At 42.6% G+C, this 18,711-nt stretch carries 21 protein-coding genes; 19 read left to right on the forward strand and 2 right to left on the reverse strand.

From position 1 onward, the window contains the following. Positions 1-42 precede the first annotated feature (42 nt). A complete protein-coding gene (locus GMD6S_RS00300) occupies positions 43-327 on the reverse strand; it encodes a DUF3270 domain-containing protein (protein ID WP_001276161.1) in 285 nt (94 codons plus the stop codon). A gap of 384 nt (positions 328-711) precedes the next feature. On the opposite strand from GMD6S_RS00300, the gene GMD6S_RS00305 reads away from it, so the two are divergent. The 8 genes from GMD6S_RS00305 (at position 712) to deoD (ending at position 8,081) form a co-directional block, all read left to right on the forward strand. After that, positions 712-1,767 (forward strand): ABC transporter permease, encoded by a 1,056-nt coding sequence (locus GMD6S_RS00305; protein ID WP_000280281.1) that lies wholly within the window; start codon positions 712-714, stop codon positions 1,765-1,767. A 13-nt stretch (positions 1,768-1,780) separates the two neighbouring features. Next, on the forward strand, positions 1,781-2,461 hold the full coding sequence (locus GMD6S_RS00310; RefSeq protein WP_000125735.1) for an ABC transporter ATP-binding protein: 681 nt from the start codon (positions 1,781-1,783) through the stop codon (positions 2,459-2,461). A 127-nt stretch (positions 2,462-2,588) separates the two neighbouring features. Then, positions 2,589-3,518 carry a peptidase U32 family protein gene (locus GMD6S_RS00315; protein WP_000411180.1) on the forward strand — a complete coding sequence of 310 codons (930 nt, stop codon included), beginning with the start codon at positions 2,589-2,591 and terminating at the stop codon, positions 3,516-3,518. 105 nt (positions 3,519-3,623) lie between these two features. Further along, entirely contained in the window at positions 3,624-4,307 is a 684-nt protein-coding gene (gene rpiA, locus GMD6S_RS00320; protein ID WP_000429279.1) for a ribose-5-phosphate isomerase RpiA, read from the forward strand. 23 nt (positions 4,308-4,330) lie between these two features. Continuing rightward, positions 4,331-5,542, forward strand: coding sequence for a phosphopentomutase (locus GMD6S_RS00325; RefSeq protein ID WP_000033113.1), 1,212 nt, complete (start codon positions 4,331-4,333; stop codon positions 5,540-5,542). A 1-nt stretch (position 5,543) separates the two neighbouring features. After that, positions 5,544-6,104 (forward strand): DUF1697 domain-containing protein, encoded by a 561-nt coding sequence (locus GMD6S_RS00330; protein ID WP_025172604.1) that lies wholly within the window; start codon positions 5,544-5,546, stop codon positions 6,102-6,104. Beyond that, entirely contained in the window at positions 6,101-6,910 is an 810-nt protein-coding gene (locus GMD6S_RS00335; RefSeq protein ID WP_000143351.1) for a purine-nucleoside phosphorylase, read from the forward strand. Before GMD6S_RS00330 ends, GMD6S_RS00335 begins: the two co-directional genes overlap by 4 nt. 460 nt (positions 6,911-7,370) lie before the next feature. Beyond that, positions 7,371-8,081: a purine-nucleoside phosphorylase gene (gene deoD, locus GMD6S_RS00340; protein ID WP_000022105.1), complete on the forward strand. Its 711-nt coding sequence runs from the start codon at positions 7,371-7,373 to the stop codon at positions 8,079-8,081. Positions 8,082-8,113: 32 nt separating this feature from the next. Here the strand turns inward: deoD and pavA are convergent, their stop codons facing one another. Further along, positions 8,114-9,769 (reverse strand): Rqc2 family fibronectin-binding protein PavA, encoded by a 1,656-nt coding sequence (pavA, locus tag GMD6S_RS00345; RefSeq protein ID WP_000006755.1) that lies wholly within the window; start codon positions 9,767-9,769, stop codon positions 8,114-8,116. 104 nt (positions 9,770-9,873) lie between these two features. Between pavA and ybeY the strand changes: the two genes are divergently transcribed. From ybeY to tehB, 11 genes are all read left to right on the forward strand, one after another. Continuing rightward, a complete protein-coding gene (ybeY, locus tag GMD6S_RS00350) occupies positions 9,874-10,371 on the forward strand; it encodes an rRNA maturation RNase YbeY (RefSeq protein ID WP_000275165.1) in 498 nt (165 codons plus the stop codon). Continuing rightward, complete coding sequence (locus GMD6S_RS00355) at positions 10,352-10,747, forward strand: diacylglycerol kinase family protein (RefSeq protein WP_000378180.1); 396 nt, start codon at positions 10,352-10,354, stop codon at positions 10,745-10,747. Before ybeY ends, GMD6S_RS00355 begins: the two co-directional genes overlap by 20 nt. Positions 10,748-10,763: 16 nt before the next feature. Further along, a complete protein-coding gene (gene era / locus GMD6S_RS00360) occupies positions 10,764-11,663 on the forward strand; it encodes a GTPase Era (RefSeq protein ID WP_000143277.1) in 900 nt (299 codons plus the stop codon). Positions 11,664-11,711: 48 nt separating this feature from the next. Beyond that, positions 11,712-12,536, forward strand: a complete 825-nt coding sequence (mutM, locus tag GMD6S_RS00365) for a DNA-formamidopyrimidine glycosylase (protein WP_001114636.1) — start codon at positions 11,712-11,714, stop codon at positions 12,534-12,536. Further along, entirely contained in the window at positions 12,536-13,141 is a 606-nt protein-coding gene (gene coaE, locus GMD6S_RS00370) for a dephospho-CoA kinase (protein ID WP_000516165.1), read from the forward strand. The genes mutM and coaE overlap by 1 nt, the downstream gene beginning before the upstream one ends. Next, complete coding sequence (locus GMD6S_RS00375; RefSeq protein WP_001156301.1) at positions 13,128-14,327, forward strand: multidrug efflux MFS transporter; 1,200 nt, start codon at positions 13,128-13,130, stop codon at positions 14,325-14,327. The genes coaE and GMD6S_RS00375 overlap by 14 nt, the downstream gene beginning before the upstream one ends. Continuing rightward, positions 14,327-14,476, forward strand: a complete 150-nt coding sequence (gene rpmG, locus GMD6S_RS00380) for a 50S ribosomal protein L33 (RefSeq protein ID WP_007519517.1) — start codon at positions 14,327-14,329, stop codon at positions 14,474-14,476. Before GMD6S_RS00375 ends, rpmG begins: the two co-directional genes overlap by 1 nt. A 39-nt stretch (positions 14,477-14,515) precedes the next feature. Continuing rightward, entirely contained in the window at positions 14,516-14,749 is a 234-nt protein-coding gene (secG, locus tag GMD6S_RS00385; protein ID WP_000282517.1) for a preprotein translocase subunit SecG, read from the forward strand. A gap of 203 nt (positions 14,750-14,952) precedes the next feature. Then, on the forward strand, positions 14,953-17,307 hold the full coding sequence (gene rnr / locus GMD6S_RS00390) for a ribonuclease R (protein WP_000653277.1): 2,355 nt from the start codon (positions 14,953-14,955) through the stop codon (positions 17,305-17,307). After that, positions 17,270-17,737 (forward strand): SsrA-binding protein SmpB, encoded by a 468-nt coding sequence (gene smpB, locus GMD6S_RS00395; protein ID WP_001051750.1) that lies wholly within the window; start codon positions 17,270-17,272, stop codon positions 17,735-17,737. Before rnr ends, smpB begins: the two co-directional genes overlap by 38 nt. 14 nt (positions 17,738-17,751) lie before the next feature. Beyond that, the gene (gene tehB / locus GMD6S_RS00400; protein ID WP_000413061.1) at positions 17,752-18,612 is read left to right on the forward strand and encodes an SAM-dependent methyltransferase TehB; all 861 of its coding nucleotides are present in this window, start codon (positions 17,752-17,754) and stop codon (positions 18,610-18,612) included. The last annotated feature ends 99 nt before the right edge of the window (positions 18,613-18,711 follow it).

Consider the following 18,711-nt stretch of genomic DNA (forward strand, 5'->3'; position numbering starts at 1 on the left):
TTTTTTGATAACTAGAAAAGAGGTTGGTAGTAGTACCAACCTTTATTTTGAAAATTTTCGTTTCATTATCTTTCGTTGAAGTTGTAAAAGGGCGAAGCTTGTTGCCATAGCAGCGATAAATGATAAAGCTGTATTTAATTTTAAGGCTAAAAAGATAAAACTAAAAAGTGCCATAAAAATACAGAAACAAGCGATATTTACAAAAAATAAAATCTCTTTTAGGTTAGGGCCGACTGGGGCTTCTGGTGTGTAATCTTGGTAAAGCGGAGTTTGTTTCGATTCGGGAGCTTGTTCAAACTCATAAGCTTCTAGTTTTCTTGCGGACATGATTCTCTCCTTAACAGTACATAACTATTTTATCATTTTTTATGCAGAGAATTATTACAGAATTGTTACAAAACTACTAAAGTCTCTTATCAACTTCTAAGTCTCTCTTCTTGACACCCACTGGGGAAAATGATAGCATGGATGTTACACTTAAAACAGATGACCTGACCTTCTTAATTATAAATATACTGAGAAAGAAAAGGATAACTTATATAAATTGATAGCAAGCTGAGGCTTTTTCCTAAGATGATTTGTTGAGTTGCTACCTGGATACTTTTGAAGAGTATTGGTAGGAGTTGTTTTGAATGGATGGAAGGACAGAGATTCTGTCTATTGGACTGGGTGGCTTTTTGCTACCTCTGGGAAATGTTAAAGGAGATAAGCATGTATCTTGCTATCAAAGAGATATTACGAAACAAACTTCGATATAGTTTGATCTTAACGACCATTTTTCTTATCGCTTTTATGGTCTTTTTTATGACCAGTCTAGCTCTCGGTCTTGTGCGAAACAACCGGGCCGCTATTGATAACTGGCAAGCAACGGGTGTCGTTTTATCCGACTACGCAAATGATAATTTGACGGCATCTTTTATTCCTGAAAAGGACTACAAGGAAAAGAGTTCTGAAGAGGCTGCTCCATTGGGCTATATGTTTGCTGTAACCAATCTAGTCGATGGTAGTGAAAAGGTCAATGTTTCCATCTTTGCTCAAAACTGGGACTCTTTTATCTCTCCTAGTTTGACGGAGGGTCGTTATCCTGAAGGAGATGATGAGGTTGTCGTGGATCAGTCCTTTGAAAACTATGGGATGAAGCTAGGTGATGTCATTCAGCTGAATGGAAGCGATTCAAGTTACAAGATTGTAGGCCTGACTCAAGGAAATAAATTTTTCACAGAGCCTGTTGTCTTTACGAGTCTGACAACTTATTGGACCTTACAAGGAACCTTGAAAGCCAATCGTTCTATCTCTGCCTTGGTATTGAAAAATGACATAGAAGTGGCTGGTGATGGACTGAAACAGATTTCCATTCCAAAAATGATATCAAAAATTCCTGGTTACACACCTCAGGTTAATGTGTTTTCAGGGATGATTCTTGCTATGATTGTCATTACAGGCTTGATTGTGGGTATTTTTGTTTATATCATTACCATCCAAAAACTAGGACTTTATGGAATAATGCGGGCTCAAGGGATACAGATCAAAACCATTGTATGGTCTCTATTCTGTCAAATCTTCCTCCTAGCTGGTATGGGGATTGCTTTAGCCTTGCTGGCAATCGGAGGAGTGATTTTAGTCTTACCAGCTACCTTCTTTTTCTACCCAAGCTGGATAGCTTACTCTGTCCTAAGCTTGGTAATTTCCTTGATGGCCCTTCTAGGTGGTGTCATTTCACTTCCACGCTTGCTAAAGGTGGACCCGATTACTGCGATTGCAGAATGATAAGGAGAATAGTATGACAGCACTGATTGAAATGACTCAAGTGACAAAAACATACGGGGAAGGAAAGATGAAAGTCATAGCCCTGCATGAGACGAATTTTCAGCTAAATGCGGGAGAGTTCGTTGCTATCGTTGGGCCTTCTGGCTCTGGAAAGACGACCTTTCTAACGACTCTTGGACAACTTCAGGAAACATCGAGTGGGAAGATTCTAGTCAAGGGGAAGGAAACAGGCAGTTTAACGGAGAAGGAGAAAACAGACCTTCGTTTTAGAGAGTTTGGCTTTATTCTACAAGCTTCAAACTTAATTCCTTTTCTAACGGTCAAGGAAGAGCTGGATTTGATTGACAGACTGGATAAGGGAAAAAATAGTAAAAGTGATCGAAAAGAGTTACTTGACTTGTTGGATTTGGAAAAGGTACAAGATCATTATCCCAAGGCTTTATCAGGTGGTGAACGTCAACGTGCAGCAATCGCTAGAGCGCTTTATAATAATCCGAGTATCGTGCTTGCAGATGAGCCAACGGCCAGTCTGGATACCCAGCGTGCCTACCAAGTAACGGAAATGTTGGCTGCCATTGCCCACGAACAAGGTAGAGGAGTTGTCATGATTACACATGATACACGCCTTCTTGATAAGGTTGACCGTATTTATGTGATGAATGATGGTCACCTAGTTGAAAAAACACATACATAAAAAAGAAAGTGGACGGTACTAGTTACTGTTCACTTTTTGATTGCAATCTTTAAAAAATGACTTTGACTTTTTATAAAAATCCTAGTATTCATAGCTGATTTTTAAGAATTGTGGTATAATTTTCCTTATGGAAAAGATTATCATTACAGCAACTGCTGAAAGTATTGAACAAGTTGAACAACTACTCGAAGCTGGCGTAGATCGTATCTATGTCGGTGAGAAAGATTTTGGACTTCGTCTGCCAACGACCTTTAGTTATGAAGAGTTGCGCACCATCGCTAAGCTCGTTCATGATGCGGGTAAGGAATTGATCGTTGCAGTCAACGCCCTCATGCACCAGGATATGATGGACCGTATCAAGCCTTTCCTAGACTTCTTGGAAGAAATCAAGACAGACTATATTACTGTTGGGGATGCAGGTGTCTTTTATGTGGTCAACCGTGATGGCTATTCCTTTAAGACTATCTACGATGCTTCAACCATGGTGACAAGCAGTCGTCAGATTAACTTCTGGGGTCAAAAGGCTGGCGCATCTGAGGCGGTTTTGGCGCGTGAAATTCCATCTGCCGAGCTCTTCAAGATGCCCGAGATTTTGGAAATTCCTGCTGAAGTGTTGGTTTACGGAGCTAGTGTCATCCACCATTCTAAGCGACCACTTTTGCAAAACTATTATAACTTTACGCATATCGATGATGAAAAAACGCGTAAACGTGACCTCTTCTTGGCTGAACCAAGTGATCCAGAGAGCCATTACTCTATCTTTGAAGACAATCATGGTACCCACATCTTTGCAAATAACGACCTTGATTTGATGACCAAATTGACAGAATTGGTAGAACATGGTTTCACTCACTGGAAGCTAGAGGGACTCTACACACCAGGTCAGAATTTTGTGGAGATTGCTAAACTCTTTATTCAGGCGCGTGGCTTAATCCAAGAGGGGAATTTCAGCCATGACCAAGCCTTCTTGTTAGATGAGGAAGTGCGCAAGTTACACCCTAAAAACCGTTTCCTCGACACAGGATTCTATGATTACGATCCTGATATGGTTAAATAGGACACCAAAACCCGAAATAAAAATGTTCGGGTTTTTCCAGTGTATCCATGAAATAAAAACGGATACATGTTATAATAAAAATAGCTCTTTAATGGAGGTATTTAAGTGGAGAATCTGAAAAAGATGGCAGGTATCAAGGCTGCTGAGTTTGTCAAGGATGGTATGGTTGTTGGACTCGGAACTGGATCAACTGCCTACTATTTCGTAGAGGAAGTAGGTCGTCGGATCAAGGAAGAAGGTTTGCAGATTACTGCTGTAACGACTTCCAGTGTGACCAGTAAACAGGCTGAAGGACTTAACATCCCGCTCAAGTCGATTGATCAAGTGGATTTTGTTGATGTGACGGTTGACGGGGCGGATGAAGTAGATAGCCAGTTTAACGGAATCAAAGGCGGAGGTGGTGCCCTTCTCATGGAGAAGGTTGTGGCAACGCCCTCAAAAGAATACATTTGGGTGGTAGATGAAAGCAAACTGGTAGAGAAACTAGGTGCTTTTAAATTGCCAGTAGAAGTGGTTCAGTATGGCGCAGAACAGGTCTTTCGTCGGTTTGAGCGAGCTGGCTACAAACCAAGTTTTCGTGAAAAAGACGGTCAACGTTTTGTGACCGATATGCAGAACTTTATCATTGACCTAGCTTTGGATGTCATTGAAGATCCGATTGCTTTCGGACAAGAATTGGACCATGTCGTTGGTGTCGTAGAGCACGGCTTGTTCAACCAAATGGTGGATAAGGTCATCGTAGCGGGACGAGATGGTGTTCAGATTTTAACTTCAACAAAAGCAAACTAATCAACATAATAAGGAGACAGACTATGTCAAAATTTAATCGGATTCACTTGGTGGTACTGGATTCTGTAGGAATCGGTGCTGCGCCAGATGCCAATAACTTTGTCAATGCAGGGGTTCCAGACGGAGCTTCTGACACACTGGGACACATTTCAAAAACCGTTGGTTTGAATGTACCAAACATGGCTAAAATCGGTCTAGGAAATATTCCTCGCGAAACGCCGCTTAAGACTGTACCAGCTGAAAGCAATCCAACAGGTTATGCAACAAAATTGGAAGAAGTATCACTTGGTAAGGATACCATGACTGGACACTGGGAAATCATGGGACTCAACATTACTGAGCCCTTCGATACTTTCTGGAACGGATTCCCAGAAGAAATCTTGACAAAAATCGAAGAATTTTCAGGACGTAAGGTCATTCGTGAAGCCAACAAACCTTACTCAGGTACAGCTGTTATCGATGATTTCGGACCTCGTCAGATGGAAACTGGAGAGTTGATTATCTATACTTCAGCTGACCCTGTTTTGCAAATTGCTGCCCATGAAGACATTATTCCTTTGGATGAATTGTACCGTATCTGTGAATACGCTCGTTCAATTACCCTTGATCGCCCAGCCCTTCTAGGTCGTATCATTGCCCGTCCGTATGTTGGTGAACCAGGTAACTTCACTCGTACAGCAAATCGTCGTGACTTAGCCGTTTCTCCATTTGCTCCAACTGTTTTGGATAAATTGAACGAAGCTGGCATCGATACTTACGCTGTTGGTAAGATCAACGATATCTTTAACGGCGCTGGTATCAACCATGACATGGGCCACAACAAGTCAAACAGCCATGGAATTGATACATTATTGAAGACCATGGGACTTGCTGAGTTTGAAAAAGGATTCTCTTTCACAAACTTAGTTGACTTTGATGCTCTTTACGGCCACCGCCGCAATGCTCATGGTTACCGTGATTGCTTGCATGAGTTCGATGAACGCTTGCCTGAAATTATCGCTGCTATGAGAGAGGATGACCTTCTCTTGATTACTGCGGACCACGGAAATGACCCAACCTATGCTGGAACTGACCACACTCGTGAATATATTCCACTTTTAGCTTACAGCCCTAGCTTTAATGGAAATGGTGTCATTCCAGTTGGACATTTTGCAGATATCTCAGCGACAGTTGCGGATAACTTTGGTGTGGAAACTGCCATGATTGGGGAAAGTTTCTTAGATAAATTGGTATAAGATGACACACTATGGTTTACTGGTTAGGGGCATTAATGTCGGTGGGAAGAATAAGGTTGTTATGTCGCAACTTCGTCAAGAATTGACAGAGTTGGGAGTGGAAAAGGTTGAAACCTACATCAACAGTGGCAACATTTTCTTTACTTCGACAGCTCCCAAAGCCCAATTGGTTGAAAAGTTAGAGGCTTTCTTTGAAATCCATTATCCATTTATTCAGAGCTTTTCCTTGTTGAGTCTTGAGGACTTTGAAGAGGAACTTGAAAATCTGCCTGAATGGTGGACCAAAGATTTGGCACGAAAGGATGTGCTCTTCTACACGGAGAGCTTGGATGTGGATCAAGTCATCGAGAAAGTGAACAGTTTGGAACTGAAAGATGAAGTGGTTCATTTTGGAAGACTTGGGATTTTCTGGGGGAAATTCTCTGAAGAATCCTACTATGCAACTGCCTATCACAAGTACTTGCTCAAGATGCCTTTCTATCGCAACATCACCATTCGCAATGCAAAAACCTTTGACAAAATCGGTCAAATGTTAAAAAATAATAAAGGAGACACACAATGACATTTTTAGATAAAATCAAGGAAACAGCTGCTTTCCTGAAAGACAAGGGAATCCAAGCGCCTGAGTTCGGTCTAATCCTTGGATCAGGACTTGGAGAATTGGCAGAAGAAATCGAAAATCCAATTGTAGTAGACTATGCAGATATCCCAAACTGGGGCCGCTCTACAGTAGTTGGGCACGCTGGTAAATTGGTATATGGTGAACTTGCAGGGCGTCAGGTCTTGGCTCTTCAAGGTCGTTTCCATTTCTATGAGGGAAATCCTCTTGAAGTCGTGACTTTCCCAGTACGTGTGATGAAAGTTCTCGGATGTGAAGGTGTCATTGTAACCAATGCAGCTGGAGGTATTGGATATGGTCCTGGTACCTTGATGGCTATCTCAGACCATATCAATATGACGGGGCAGAACCCATTGATGGGTGAAAACTTGGATGATTTTGGTCCACGTTTCCCTGATATGTCTAAGGCCTACACACCAGAATACCGCGCTACTGCCCATGAAGTGGCTAAAAAACTTGGTATCAAGCTTGATGAAGGTGTCTATATTGGTGTGACTGGTCCGACTTATGAAACACCAGCAGAGATTCGTGCCTATAAGACACTGGGAGCAGATGCCGTTGGTATGTCTACGGTTCCTGAAGTAATCGTGGCAGCCCACTCTGGCTTGAAAGTTCTCGGTATTTCATGTATTACTAACTTTGCGGCTGGTTTCCAAGAAGAACTCAACCACGAAGAAGTTGTAGAAGTAACCGAACGTGTCAAAGGCGACTTTAAAGGCTTGCTGAAAGCGATTCTTGCTGAATTGTAATGAATACTTATCATAGAAAGGTAGAGTGAAGTGTTCTGATTTGAACACGAGCGGAAAATCTTTCATAACAATAAAAGAAAGGATGGGTAAACCGTATTCGCTGAACTGAATACGGGCGGAGAACCGTGTAAAAAAGATAAACTGTCTAGCATCTGCGATGCTTCGTCAGTTTCCTATTTTTACATTGTTCTCTGTCGCTATCCTAAATATACAAAAAGAAAGGTAGAGCGTGTGTTCTGATTTGAACACGAGCGGAAAACTTTTCTAAAAACATAGAGAGGATGGTTCGGTTTTGAATTGAAGCCGGTCTAGTCTTCTCAATATCATCAAAATTAAGAAAGAAAGGAATTGAACCCACCCTAAAAGCAGTGGGAAAAAGATAGTTGGTCTAGCGAGCATCGCTCACTGCGCTCAACTCCTATTTTCCCTTCGCTTTTTGACGGGTTTGGTATCTTATATTATGTCTATCCATATTGCTGCTCAGCAAGGTGAAATTGCTGATAAAATTCTTCTTCCGGGGGATCCTCTTCGTGCGAAATTTATTGCGGAGACCTTCCTTGAAGATGCTGTTTGTTTTAACGAAGTGCGGAACATGTTTGGTTACACTGGTACTTACAAGGGCCACCGTGTATCTGTCATGGGAACTGGGATGGGGATGCCATCCATTTCGATTTATGCGCGTGAGTTGATTGTGGACTACGGTGTAAAGAAATTGATCCGCGTGGGAACTGCTGGTTCTTTGAATGAAGATGTCCACGTCCGTGAATTGGTTTTGGCGCAAGCAGCTGCAACCAACTCAAACATCATCCGCAATGACTGGCCACAGTATGATTTCCCACAAATCGCTAGCTTTGATTTGCTAGACAAGGCCTACCATATCTCCAAAGAACTTGGTATGACAACCCACGTTGGGAACGTCTTGTCATCAGATGTCTTTTACTCAAACTACTTTGAAAAGAACATCGAGCTTGGTAAATGGGGAGTCAAGGCTGTGGAAATGGAAGCAGCAGCTCTTTACTATCTTGCTGCCCAACACCACGTTGATGCCCTTGCTATCATGACCATTTCTGATAGCTTGGTCAATCCAGATGAAGACACCACTGCAGAAGAACGCCAAAATACCTTCACCGATATGATGAAGGTTGGTTTGGAAACCTTGATTGCAGAGTAAATTGTAAACGAAAATCCTGATTTCACTTGAAATCAGGATTTTTTCATAGATGCGATTTTTTCTGGGTCTGGGGTGACACGGAGGGTCTTTTGCCCTGTGTAGGTTACAAAGCCAGGTTTGCCACCAGTTGGTTTATTGAGTTTTTTCACTTCAATCATATCTACCTGAACTAGATTTGACAAGCGCCCTTTGGAAAAGTAGGCAGCTAGCTCCGCTGCATCTGTCTTAACTTCGTCAGAAGGGTCAAGATTTCCTGAGATGACGACATGGCTTCCTGGAATGTCCTTGGCATGGAACCAAAGTTCTTCCTTGCGAGCCATTTTAAAGGTTAGCTCTTCATTTTGCAAGTTGTTACGACCGACATAAATGATGGTTTTGCCATCGCTCGCCAGATACTGTTCTGGTTTTTTGCGTTTCTGGATTTTTTCACGTTGGCGTCTTCTAATGAAGCCAGTTTGGATCAATTCTTCACGTATTTCAGAGATTTCTTCTAGTCCAGCTTGGTTGAGCACAGTCTCCACACTTTCTAGATAAAGAATGGTAGCCTTGGTTTCTTCAATCAGTTCAGTCAGGTATTTGACAGCTTCTTTGAGTTTCTGGTAACGTTTAAAATAGCGTTGGGCATTCTGGCTGGGGGTCAAGGCCTTATCAAGCGCAATGGTGATAGGTTGATTGGTGTAGTAGTTGTCCAAGGTAACCTGATCTTGGTCATTAGGTACTTGATGAAGGAAGGTTGTCAGCAATTCTCCCTTTTGGCGAAATTCCTCAGCATTGTCTGTCGCTAGTAACTCTTTTTCTTGTTTTTTAAGCTTATGTCGATTTTTCTGAAGTTCATTTTCAACACGGCGAATGAGCTCGCTGGCTTGCTGTTTGACGCGATCGCGCTCTGCCTTATCTTTGTAATAGGTATCCAGAAGATCAGAGAGACTGGCAAAAGGCTCTCCCACCTGATTTGCAAAAGGAACTGGGCTGAAAGAAGTCTCCGTTAGGAAAGGCTTGGTTTCTTGACCGAAAAAGTTACGGAAAGTGGATAGTTTGTCACTAACCAATAAACTTTCCAATTCATTTGCCGTATCACGACCTAAACCTTGAAAGAGGCTTTGAAGATTTTTTGCTGTCAGTTCTTGGGTTTGCAGAATTTCAAAGAGCTTTTCATCCTTGATAGTAAAAGGATTGAGAGAATCGGTACTTGGTGGAGCGATATAGGTCGATCCAGGAAGCAGGGTGCGGTAGCTGTTTTGTGAAAAGCCGACGTGTTTGATAACTTCGAGGATTTTATGGCTACTTTTATCTACGAGGAGAATATTACTGTGTTTACCCATGATTTCGATAATCAAGGTAGCCTGAATATGGTCCCCAATCTCATTTTTATTGGAAACTGTAATTTCCACGATACGGTCATTTTCGATTTGCTCGATCGACTCAATCAGAGCACCCTGCAAATACTTTCTCAAAACCATGATAAAAGTCGAAGGTTGGGCTGGATTTTCAAAGGTTGTTTGGGTCAGCTGGATGCGACCAAAAACGGGATGGGCAGAAAGGAGCAGGCGATGGCTTTGGCGATTGCTGCGGATTTGCAAGACCAACTCTTGTTCAAAAGGCTGATTGATTTTCTGAATGCGACCATTGACCAACTCGCTTCGCAATTCCTCAACCATATGGTGTAAAAAAAATCCGTCAAATGACATCGTTCTCTCCTTGTGATTGTATTCCATAGTATTATATCAAAAAGGTAGAATAAAATCATGGAAATATGGTATAATAAAGCCAAGTAAAGAGAATCGAGAAGTACATGTATATTGAAATGGTAGATGAAACTGGTCAAGTTTCACAAGAAATCTTGCACCAAACCCAAGAGATTTTGGAATTTGCAGCCCAAAAAATAGGAAAAGAAGACAAGGAGATGGCGGTCACTTTTGTGACCAACGAGCGTAGCCATGAACTCAACCTTGAGTACCGTGATACGGATCGTCCGACAGATGTCATTAGCCTTGAGTATAAACCAGAGTTGGACATTGCCTTTGATGAAGAAGATTTGCTTGAAAATCCTGAATTAGCAGAGATGATGTCTGAGTTTGATGCTTATATTGGGGAACTGTTCATCTCTATCGATAAAGCGCATGAGCAGGCTGAGGAATACGGTCACAGCTTTGAGCGTGAAATGGGCTTCTTGGCAGTACACGGCTTTTTACACATTAACGGCTATGATCACTACACTCCGGAAGAAGAAGCGGAGATGTTCGGTTTACAAGAAGAAATTTTGACAGCCTATGGACTCACAAGACAATAAACGAAAATGGAAAAATCGTGACCTGGTATCCAGTTTAGAATTTGCTCTTACAGGAATTCTGACTGCTTTCAAGGAAGAACGCAATATGCGAAAACATGCAGTGACGGCTCTAGTAGTCATCCTTGCAGGTTTTGTTTTTCAGGTGTCACGCATTGAATGGCTCTTTCTCCTAATGAGCATTTTCTTGGTAGTAGCCTTTGAGATTATTAACTCTGCTATTGAAAATGTGGTGGATCTAGCCAGTCACTATCACTTTTCTATGTTGGCAAAGAAAGCCAAGGACATGGCAGCAGGAGCCGTGCTAGTTGTCTCTCTTTTTGCTGCAGTGACAGGTGCACTTATCTTTATCCCACGCATTTGGGATATACTATTTTAAACTATAAGAGGAAATTATGACATTTAAATCAGGCTTTGTAGCTATTTTGGGACGTCCCAATGTTGGGAAGTCAACCTTTTTGAATCACGTCATGGGGCAAAAGATTGCCATTATGAGTGACAAGGCGCAAACAACGCGTAATAAAATCATGGGAATTTACACCACGGATAAGGAGCAAATCGTCTTTATCGATACACCGGGGATTCACAAGCCAAAAACAGCTCTTGGAGATTTCATGGTGGAATCTGCCTATAGTACTCTGCGTGAAGTGGATACTGTTCTATTCATGGTGCCAGCTGATGAGCCACGTGGTAAGGGCGACGACATGATTATCGAGCGTCTGAAAGCTGCCAAGGTTCCTGTGATTCTGGTGGTGAATAAGATTGACAAGGTTCATCCAGACCAGCTTTTGGCTCAGATTGATGACTTCCGTAACCAGATGGACTTCAAGGAAATCGTTCCTATCTCAGCTCTTCAGGGAAATAACGTTTCTCGACTAATCGATATTTTGAGTGAAAATCTAGAGGAAGGTTTCCAGTATTTCCCATCTAATCAAATCACAGACCACCCTGAGCGTTTCTTGGTTTCAGAAATGATTCGTGAGAAAGTCTTGCACCTAACTCGAGAAGAGATTCCACACTCAGTCGCAGTAGTGGTCGACTCTATGAAGCGTGATGAAGAGACAGACAAGGTTCATATCCGTGCAACCATCATGGTCGAGCGTGATAGTCAAAAAGGCATTATCATCGGAAAAGGTGGGGCTATGCTCAAGAAAATCGGGACTATGGCCCGTCGTGATATCGAACTCATGCTAGGGGATAAGGTTTTCCTAGAAACTTGGGTCAAGGTCAAGAAAAACTGGCGTGATAGAAAGCTAGATTTGGCTGACTTTGGCTATAATGAAAAAGAATACTAAGTAGAGGTGGGCTCATGCCTGCTTCTTGTTTTTACAGAAGGAGGATTTATGCCTGAATTACCTGAGGTTGAAACGGTTCGTCGTGGCTTAGAAAAATTGCTCTTGGGAAAGAAGATTTCTAATATAGAGATTCGTTATCCCAAGATGATTAAGACAGATTTGGAAGAGTTTCAAAAAGAACTAGCTGGTCAAGTAATTGAGTCAATGGGACGCCGTGGAAAATATTTGCTTTTCTACTTGACAGACAAGGTCTTGATTTCTCATCTGCGAATGGAGGGAAAGTATTTTTACTATCCAGACAAAGTTCCAGAACGTAAACACGCCCATGTTTTGATTCATTTTGAGGACGGCGGCACTCTTGTATATGAGGACGTACGCAAGTTTGGTACCATGGAACTCTTGGCGCCTGACCTTTTGGATGCCTACTTTATTTCTAAGAAACTAGGCCCTGAGCCCAAAGATCAGGACTTTGATTTGCAGGTCTTTCAAGCTGCCCTAGCCAAATCTAAAAAACCAATCAAATCCCACCTCCTAGACCAAACCTTGGTAGCTGGTCTTGGCAATATCTATGTGGATGAGGTCCTCTGGCGAGCGCAGATTCATCCTGCTCGACCTTCCCAGACTTTGACGTTAGAAGAAGCGTCAGCTATTCATGACCAGACCATTGTTGTTTTGGGACAGGCCGTTGAAAAAGGGGGCTCAACTATTCGAACCTATATCAATGCCTTTGGGGAAGATGGAACCATGCAGGACTTCCATCAGGTCTATGATAAGACTGGACAAGCATGTTCGCGCTGTGGGACAGTGATTGAGAAATTACAGCTCGGTGGACGGGGAACTCATTTTTGTCCTCAGTGTCAAAGGAGGAGCTGATGGGAAAAATTATCGGAATCACAGGAGGAATTGCCTCTGGGAAGTCAACTGTGACAAATTTCCTAAGAGAGAAAGGCTTTCAAGTGGTGGATGCTGACGCAGTCGTCCACCAGCTACAAAAACCTGGTGGTCGTCTTTATCAGCTCTTAGTTCAGCACTTTGGACAAAAAATAATCCTTGAAAATGGAGAACTCAATCGCCCTCTCCTAGCTAGTCTCATATTTTCAAACCCTGAGGAGCGGGAATGGTCTAAACAAACCCAAGGAGAGATTATTCGTGAGGAATTGGCTGCACTGAGAGACCAGTTAGCCCAGACAGAAACGGTTTTTTTCATGGATATTCCCCTGCTTTTTGAACAGGACTACAGTGCTTGGTTTGATGAAACGTGGCTGGTCTATGTGGACCGTGATGTTCAGGTGGAACGTTTCATGAAACGGGATCATCTTTCTAAGGAAGTAGCAGAGTCTCGTTTGGCCGCCCAATGGTCTTTAGAGAAAAAGAAAGATTTGGCCAGTCATGTTCTAGACAACAATGGCAGTCGTAATCAGCTTGTGGCTCAAGTAGTGAAGTTACTTGAAGGAGGCGATAGCTGTGCAAGAGATTAGTTGGAAAGAGAATCTTCGTGTCGCCTGGTTCGGTAGTTTTCTAACGGGCGCCAGCATTTCCTTGGTCGTTCCTTTCATGCCTATCTTTGTAGAGCAGTTGGGAATTGAAGGAGACCAAGTTGCTTTTTATGCTGGATTAGCCATCTCAGTTTCGGCTGTTTCAGCAGCTCTAGTTTCTCCCATCTGGGGTATTCTTGCTGACAAGTATGGTCGAAAACCCATGATGATTCGAGCGGGTCTTGCCATGACCATAACTATGGGAGGTTTGGCCTTCGTGCCAAATATCTATTGGCTACTCTTTTTGCGCTTGCTCAATGGTGTATTTACTGGATTTGTCCCCAATGCAACAGCCTTGATTGCTAGTCAGGTACCCAAAGATAAGTCTGGAGCGGCTCTGGGGACTCTATCTACAGGTGTTGTTGCAGGAACATTGACGGGCCCCTTTGTTGGAGGCTTTATTGCTGAAATTTTTGGAATTCGTAATGTCTTTTTATTAGTAGGTGCTTTCTTATTTTTAGCTGCAATCCTGACTATTTTCTTTATCAAGGAAGATTTTCAACCAGTGGCTAAGGAGAAGGCTATCCCAACGAAAGAAGTATTTTCTTCTTTCAAGTATCCTAGGCTTTTAGTAAATCTGTTTTTGACGAGCTTCGTCATTCAATTTTCAGCTCAATCAATTGGCCCCATTTTAGCTCTCTATGTGCGGGACTTAGGGCAGACTGAGAATCTCCTCTTTGTATCAGGATTAATCGTATCCAGCATGGGATTTTCTAGCATGATGAGTGCTGGAATTCTAGGAAAACTTGGCGATAAGGTAGGGAATCATAGATTGTTAGTTGCAGCGCAGATTTATTCCGTCATCATTTACCTTCTTTGTGCCCATGCAACCAGCCCCTTTCAACTTGGCTTGTATCGTTTTCTCTTTGGTTTGGGAACGGGAGCTCTCATACCAGGTGTCAATGCGCTTCTTAGCAAAATGACTCCAAAATCAGGTATTTCAAGGATTTTCGCCTTCAACCAAGTCTTTTTTTACCTCGGTGGAGTGATCGGACCTATGGCGGGATCCGCAGTTGCAGGATATTTGGGCTACCATGCTGTCTTTTATGCGACAGCAGCCTGTGTGGCTTTCAGTTGTTTATGTAACTTAGTGCAATTTAGATCATTATTAAAAGTAAAGGAAATCTAGTGCGAGTAAAAATCAATCTCAAGTGCTCCTCTTGTGGCAGCATGAATTATCTAACCAGTAAGAACTCCAAAACCCATCCAGACAAGATTGAGGTGTTAAAATATTGTCCAAAGGAAAGAAAAGTAACTTTACATCTTGAATCTAAGTAGAATTTATGGTAAAATAATAGGGATTTTAAGGAGTTTGATATGTATAACCTATTATTAACCATTTTATTAGTATTATCTGTTGTGATTGTGATTGCGATTTTCATGCAACCAACTAAGAACCAATCCAGCAATGTATTTGATGCCAGCTCAGGTGATTTGTTTGAACGTAGTAAAGCGCGTGGTTTTGAAGCTGTGATGCAACGTTTAACAGGTATTTTAGTCTTTTTCTGGCTAGCCATTGCCTTAGCATTGACAGTATTATCAAGTAGATAAGAAATGGGCGAGACTAGGTCTTAGCCTATTTTTATTTTTATACTCTTCAAAAATCAAATTCAAACCACTTCAGCGTCGGCTTGTCGTATTCCAGTACTGCCTGCGCCTAGCTTTCTAGTTTGCTCTTTGATTTTTATTGAGTATTAAATGATGTTTGAGAAGGTCTTACAGTAAAAGAAAATTAAAAAATCTAGAAAGAAAATATGAAAGATAAAATTAAAGAATATTTGCAAGAGAAGGGGCGAGTGACGGTAAATGACCTGGCTCAGGCTCTCGGAAAGGATGGGTCCAAGGATTTCCGTGAGTTGATTAAAACCCTGTCTCTGATGGAAAGAAAGCACCAGATTCGTTTTGAAGATGATGGTAGTTTATGTCTGGACCAAAAGAAGAAACATGAAATTACCCTCAAAGGGATTTTTCATGCCCATAAAAACGGCTTTGGTTTTGTCAGTCTGGAAGGTGAAGAGGACGACCTTTTTGTAGGAAAAAACGATGTCAACTATGCCATTGATGGCGATACCGTTGAGGTAGTCATTAAGAAAGTTGCTGACCGTAATAAGGGAACGGCAGCAGAAGCCAAAATTATTGATATCCTAGAACATAGCCTGACGACAGTTGTCGGGCAAATCGTTCTGGATCAGGAAAAGCCCAAGTATGCGGGCTACATCCGTTCAAAGAATCAGAAAATCAGCCAACCGATTTATGTGAAGAAACCGGCTATCAAGTTGGAAGGTACTGAAGTTCTCAAGGTCTTTATTGACAAATACCCAAGTAAGAAACATGATTTCTTTGTCGCTAGTGTGCTAGACGTGGTGGGGCACTCGACTGATGCTGGGATTGACGTTCTTGAAGTCTTGGAATCCATGGATATTGTTTCAGAATTTCCAGAAGCTGTTCTCAAGGAAGCAGAAAGTGTGCCAGAAGCTCCGTCTCAAAAGGATATGGGAGGTCGTCTGGACCTGAGAGATGAAATCACCTTTACCATTGACGGTGCGGATGCCAAGGACTTAGACGACGCAGTACACATCAAGCCTTTAAAGAATGGCAATATCGAACTCGGAGTTCACATCGCAGATGTTTCCTACTATGTGACCGAGGGTTCTGCCCTTGACAAGGAAGCCCTTAACCGCGCGACTTCTGTCTATGTGACAGACCGAGTGGTACCAATGCTTCCAGAGCGTTTGTCAAATGGTATCTGCTCCCTCAATCCTCAAGTCGATCGCTTGACCCAGTCTGCTATTATGGAAATTGATAAACACGGTCGTGTGGTTAATTACACCATTACCCAAACAGTTATCAAGACTAGCTTCCGTATGACCTATAGCGCTGTCAATGACATCCTAGCTGGCGATGAGGAAAAGAGACAAGAGTTTAAGAAAATTGTTCCAAGTATCGAACTCATGGCCAAGCTCCATGAAAGGCTAGAAAGCATGCGTGAGAAACGTGGTGCCCTTAACTTTGATACCAGTGAAGCTAAGATCTTGGTGGATAAAAAAGGCAAGCCAGTTGATATCGTTCTTCGTCAGCGTGGTGTTGCTGAGCGGATGATTGAGTCCTTCATGTTGATTGCTAATGAAACGGTTGCCGAGCACTTTAGCAAGCTGGATCTACCTTTCATTTATCGGATTCACGAGGAGCCCAAGGCTGAAAAAGTTCAGAAGTTTATTGATTATGCTTCAAGCTTTGGTTTGCGGATTTATGGGACTGCCAGTGAGATTAGCCAGGAGGCGCTTCAAGACATCATGCGTGCTGTTGAGGGAGAACCCTATGCGGATGTATTGTCAATGATGCTTCTCCGTTCTATGCAACAGGCTCGTTATTCAGAGCATAATCACGGTCACTATGGACTAGCGGCCGACTATTACACTCACTTTACCAGCCCCATTCGTCGTTATCCTGACCTTCTTGTTCACCGAATGATTCGGGATTACGGCCGTTCTAAGGAAATAGCAGAGCATTTTGAACAAGTGATTCCAGAGATTGCAACCCAGTCTTCCAATCGTGAACGTCGTGCCATTGAGGCGGAGCGTGAAGTCGAAGCTATGAAAAAAGCTGAGTACATGGAAGAATACGTGGGAGAAGAGTACGATGCAGTTGTATCCAGCATTGTCAAGTTCGGTCTTTTTGTCGAATTGCCAAATACAGTTGAAGGCTTGATTCACATTACCAATCTACCTGAATTTTATCATTTCAACGAACGGGATTTGACTCTCCGTGGGGAGAAATCGGGCATAACTTTCCGTGTAGGTCAGCAGATTCGCATTCGAGTTGAAAGAGCCGATAAGATGACAGGTGAAATTGACTTCTCTTATATCCCAAGTGAGTTTGATGTCATCGAAAAAGGTTTGAAACAAGCTGGGCGCAAAGATAGAGGTCGTGGCTCAAGTCGTCGTTCAGATAAGAAGGAAGACAAGAGAAAATCAGGACGCTCAAATGATAAGCGCAAGCATTCACAAAAAGACAAGAAGAAAAAAGGTAAGAAACCTTTTTACAAGGAAGTAGCTAAGAAAGGAGCCAAGCATGGCAAAGGGCGAGGGAAAGGTCGTCGCACAAAATAAAAAGGCGCGCCACGACTATACAATCGTAGATACGCTAGAGGCAGGGATGGTCCTGACTGGAACTGAAATCAAGAGTGTACGAGCTGCTCGAATCAATCTCAAGGATGGCTTTGCCCAAGTAAAAAATGGGGAAGTCTGGCTGAGCAATGTTCATATTGCCCCATACGAAGAGGGCAATATCTGGAACCAGGAACCAGAACGCCGTCGTAAACTCCTGCTCCATAAGAAGCAAATTCAAAAATTGGAACAAGAGACCAAAGGGACAGGAATGACCCTTGTTCCCCTTAAAGTCTATATCAAAGATGGCTACGCCAAACTCCTTTTAGGACTTGCTAAAGGGAAGCATGACTATGACAAACGGGAGTCGATCAAGCGTCGTGAACAAAACCGCGACATCGCGCGTGTGATGAAAGCTGTCAACCAGCGTTAAGAAGAGGAAGTAAAATGGAAAAACTAATTGCCTATAAACGGATGCCCTTGTGGAATAAACAGACCATGCCTGAAGCAGTTCAGCAAAAGCACAATACTAAAGTCGGCACTTGGGGAAAAATTACTGTCTTGAAGGGGGCACTCAAGTTTATTGAGTTAACAGAAGATGGTGAGGTTCTAGCTGAGCACCTCTTTGAGGCAGGAGCTGACAATCCCATGGCACAACCGCAAGCCTGGCATCGAGTAGAGGCTGCAACAGACGATGTAGAGTGGTACTTGGAATTTTATTGTAAACCTGAGGATTATTTCCCTAAGAAATACCAGACCAATCCAGTCCATTCGGAAGTCTTAGAGGCTATGCAGACGGTGAAACCAGGAAGAGCCTTGGATTTGGGTTGTGGTCAGGGGCGTAACTCTCTCTTTCTCGCACAGAATGGTTTTGATGTGACAGCTGTGGATCAAAATGAATTGTCCCTTGAAATCTTGCAAAGCATCGTAGAGCAAGAGGATCTAGACATGCCTGTCGGACTTTATGATATCAATTCAGCCAGCATTAGCCAAGACTATGATTTCATCGTATCGACAGTTGTTCTGATGTTCCTACAAGCGGACCGCATTCCAGCTATTATCCAAAATATGCAGGAGCACACCACAGTCGGTGGCTACAATCTCATCGTCTGTGCCATGGATACGGAGGATTATCCTTGCTCGGTTAACTTCCCATTCACCTTTAAAGAAGGGGAGTTGGCGGACTACTACAAGGATTGGGAATTGGTCAAATATAATGAAAATCCAGGACATCTGCACCGTCGTGATGAAAATGGCAATCGCATTCAACTACGCTTTGCGACTATGCTAGCTAAAAAAGTCAAGTAAAAACCTATACCAGCGAATAGAGACCACTTTGCAAAGTTTCTATTCGTTTTTGTTTGCGTTGGTTGATTGGGGCGAGCAGGATTTTATGCTATACTAGAA

It is taken from the genome of Streptococcus sp. GMD6S (assembly GCF_000297015.1).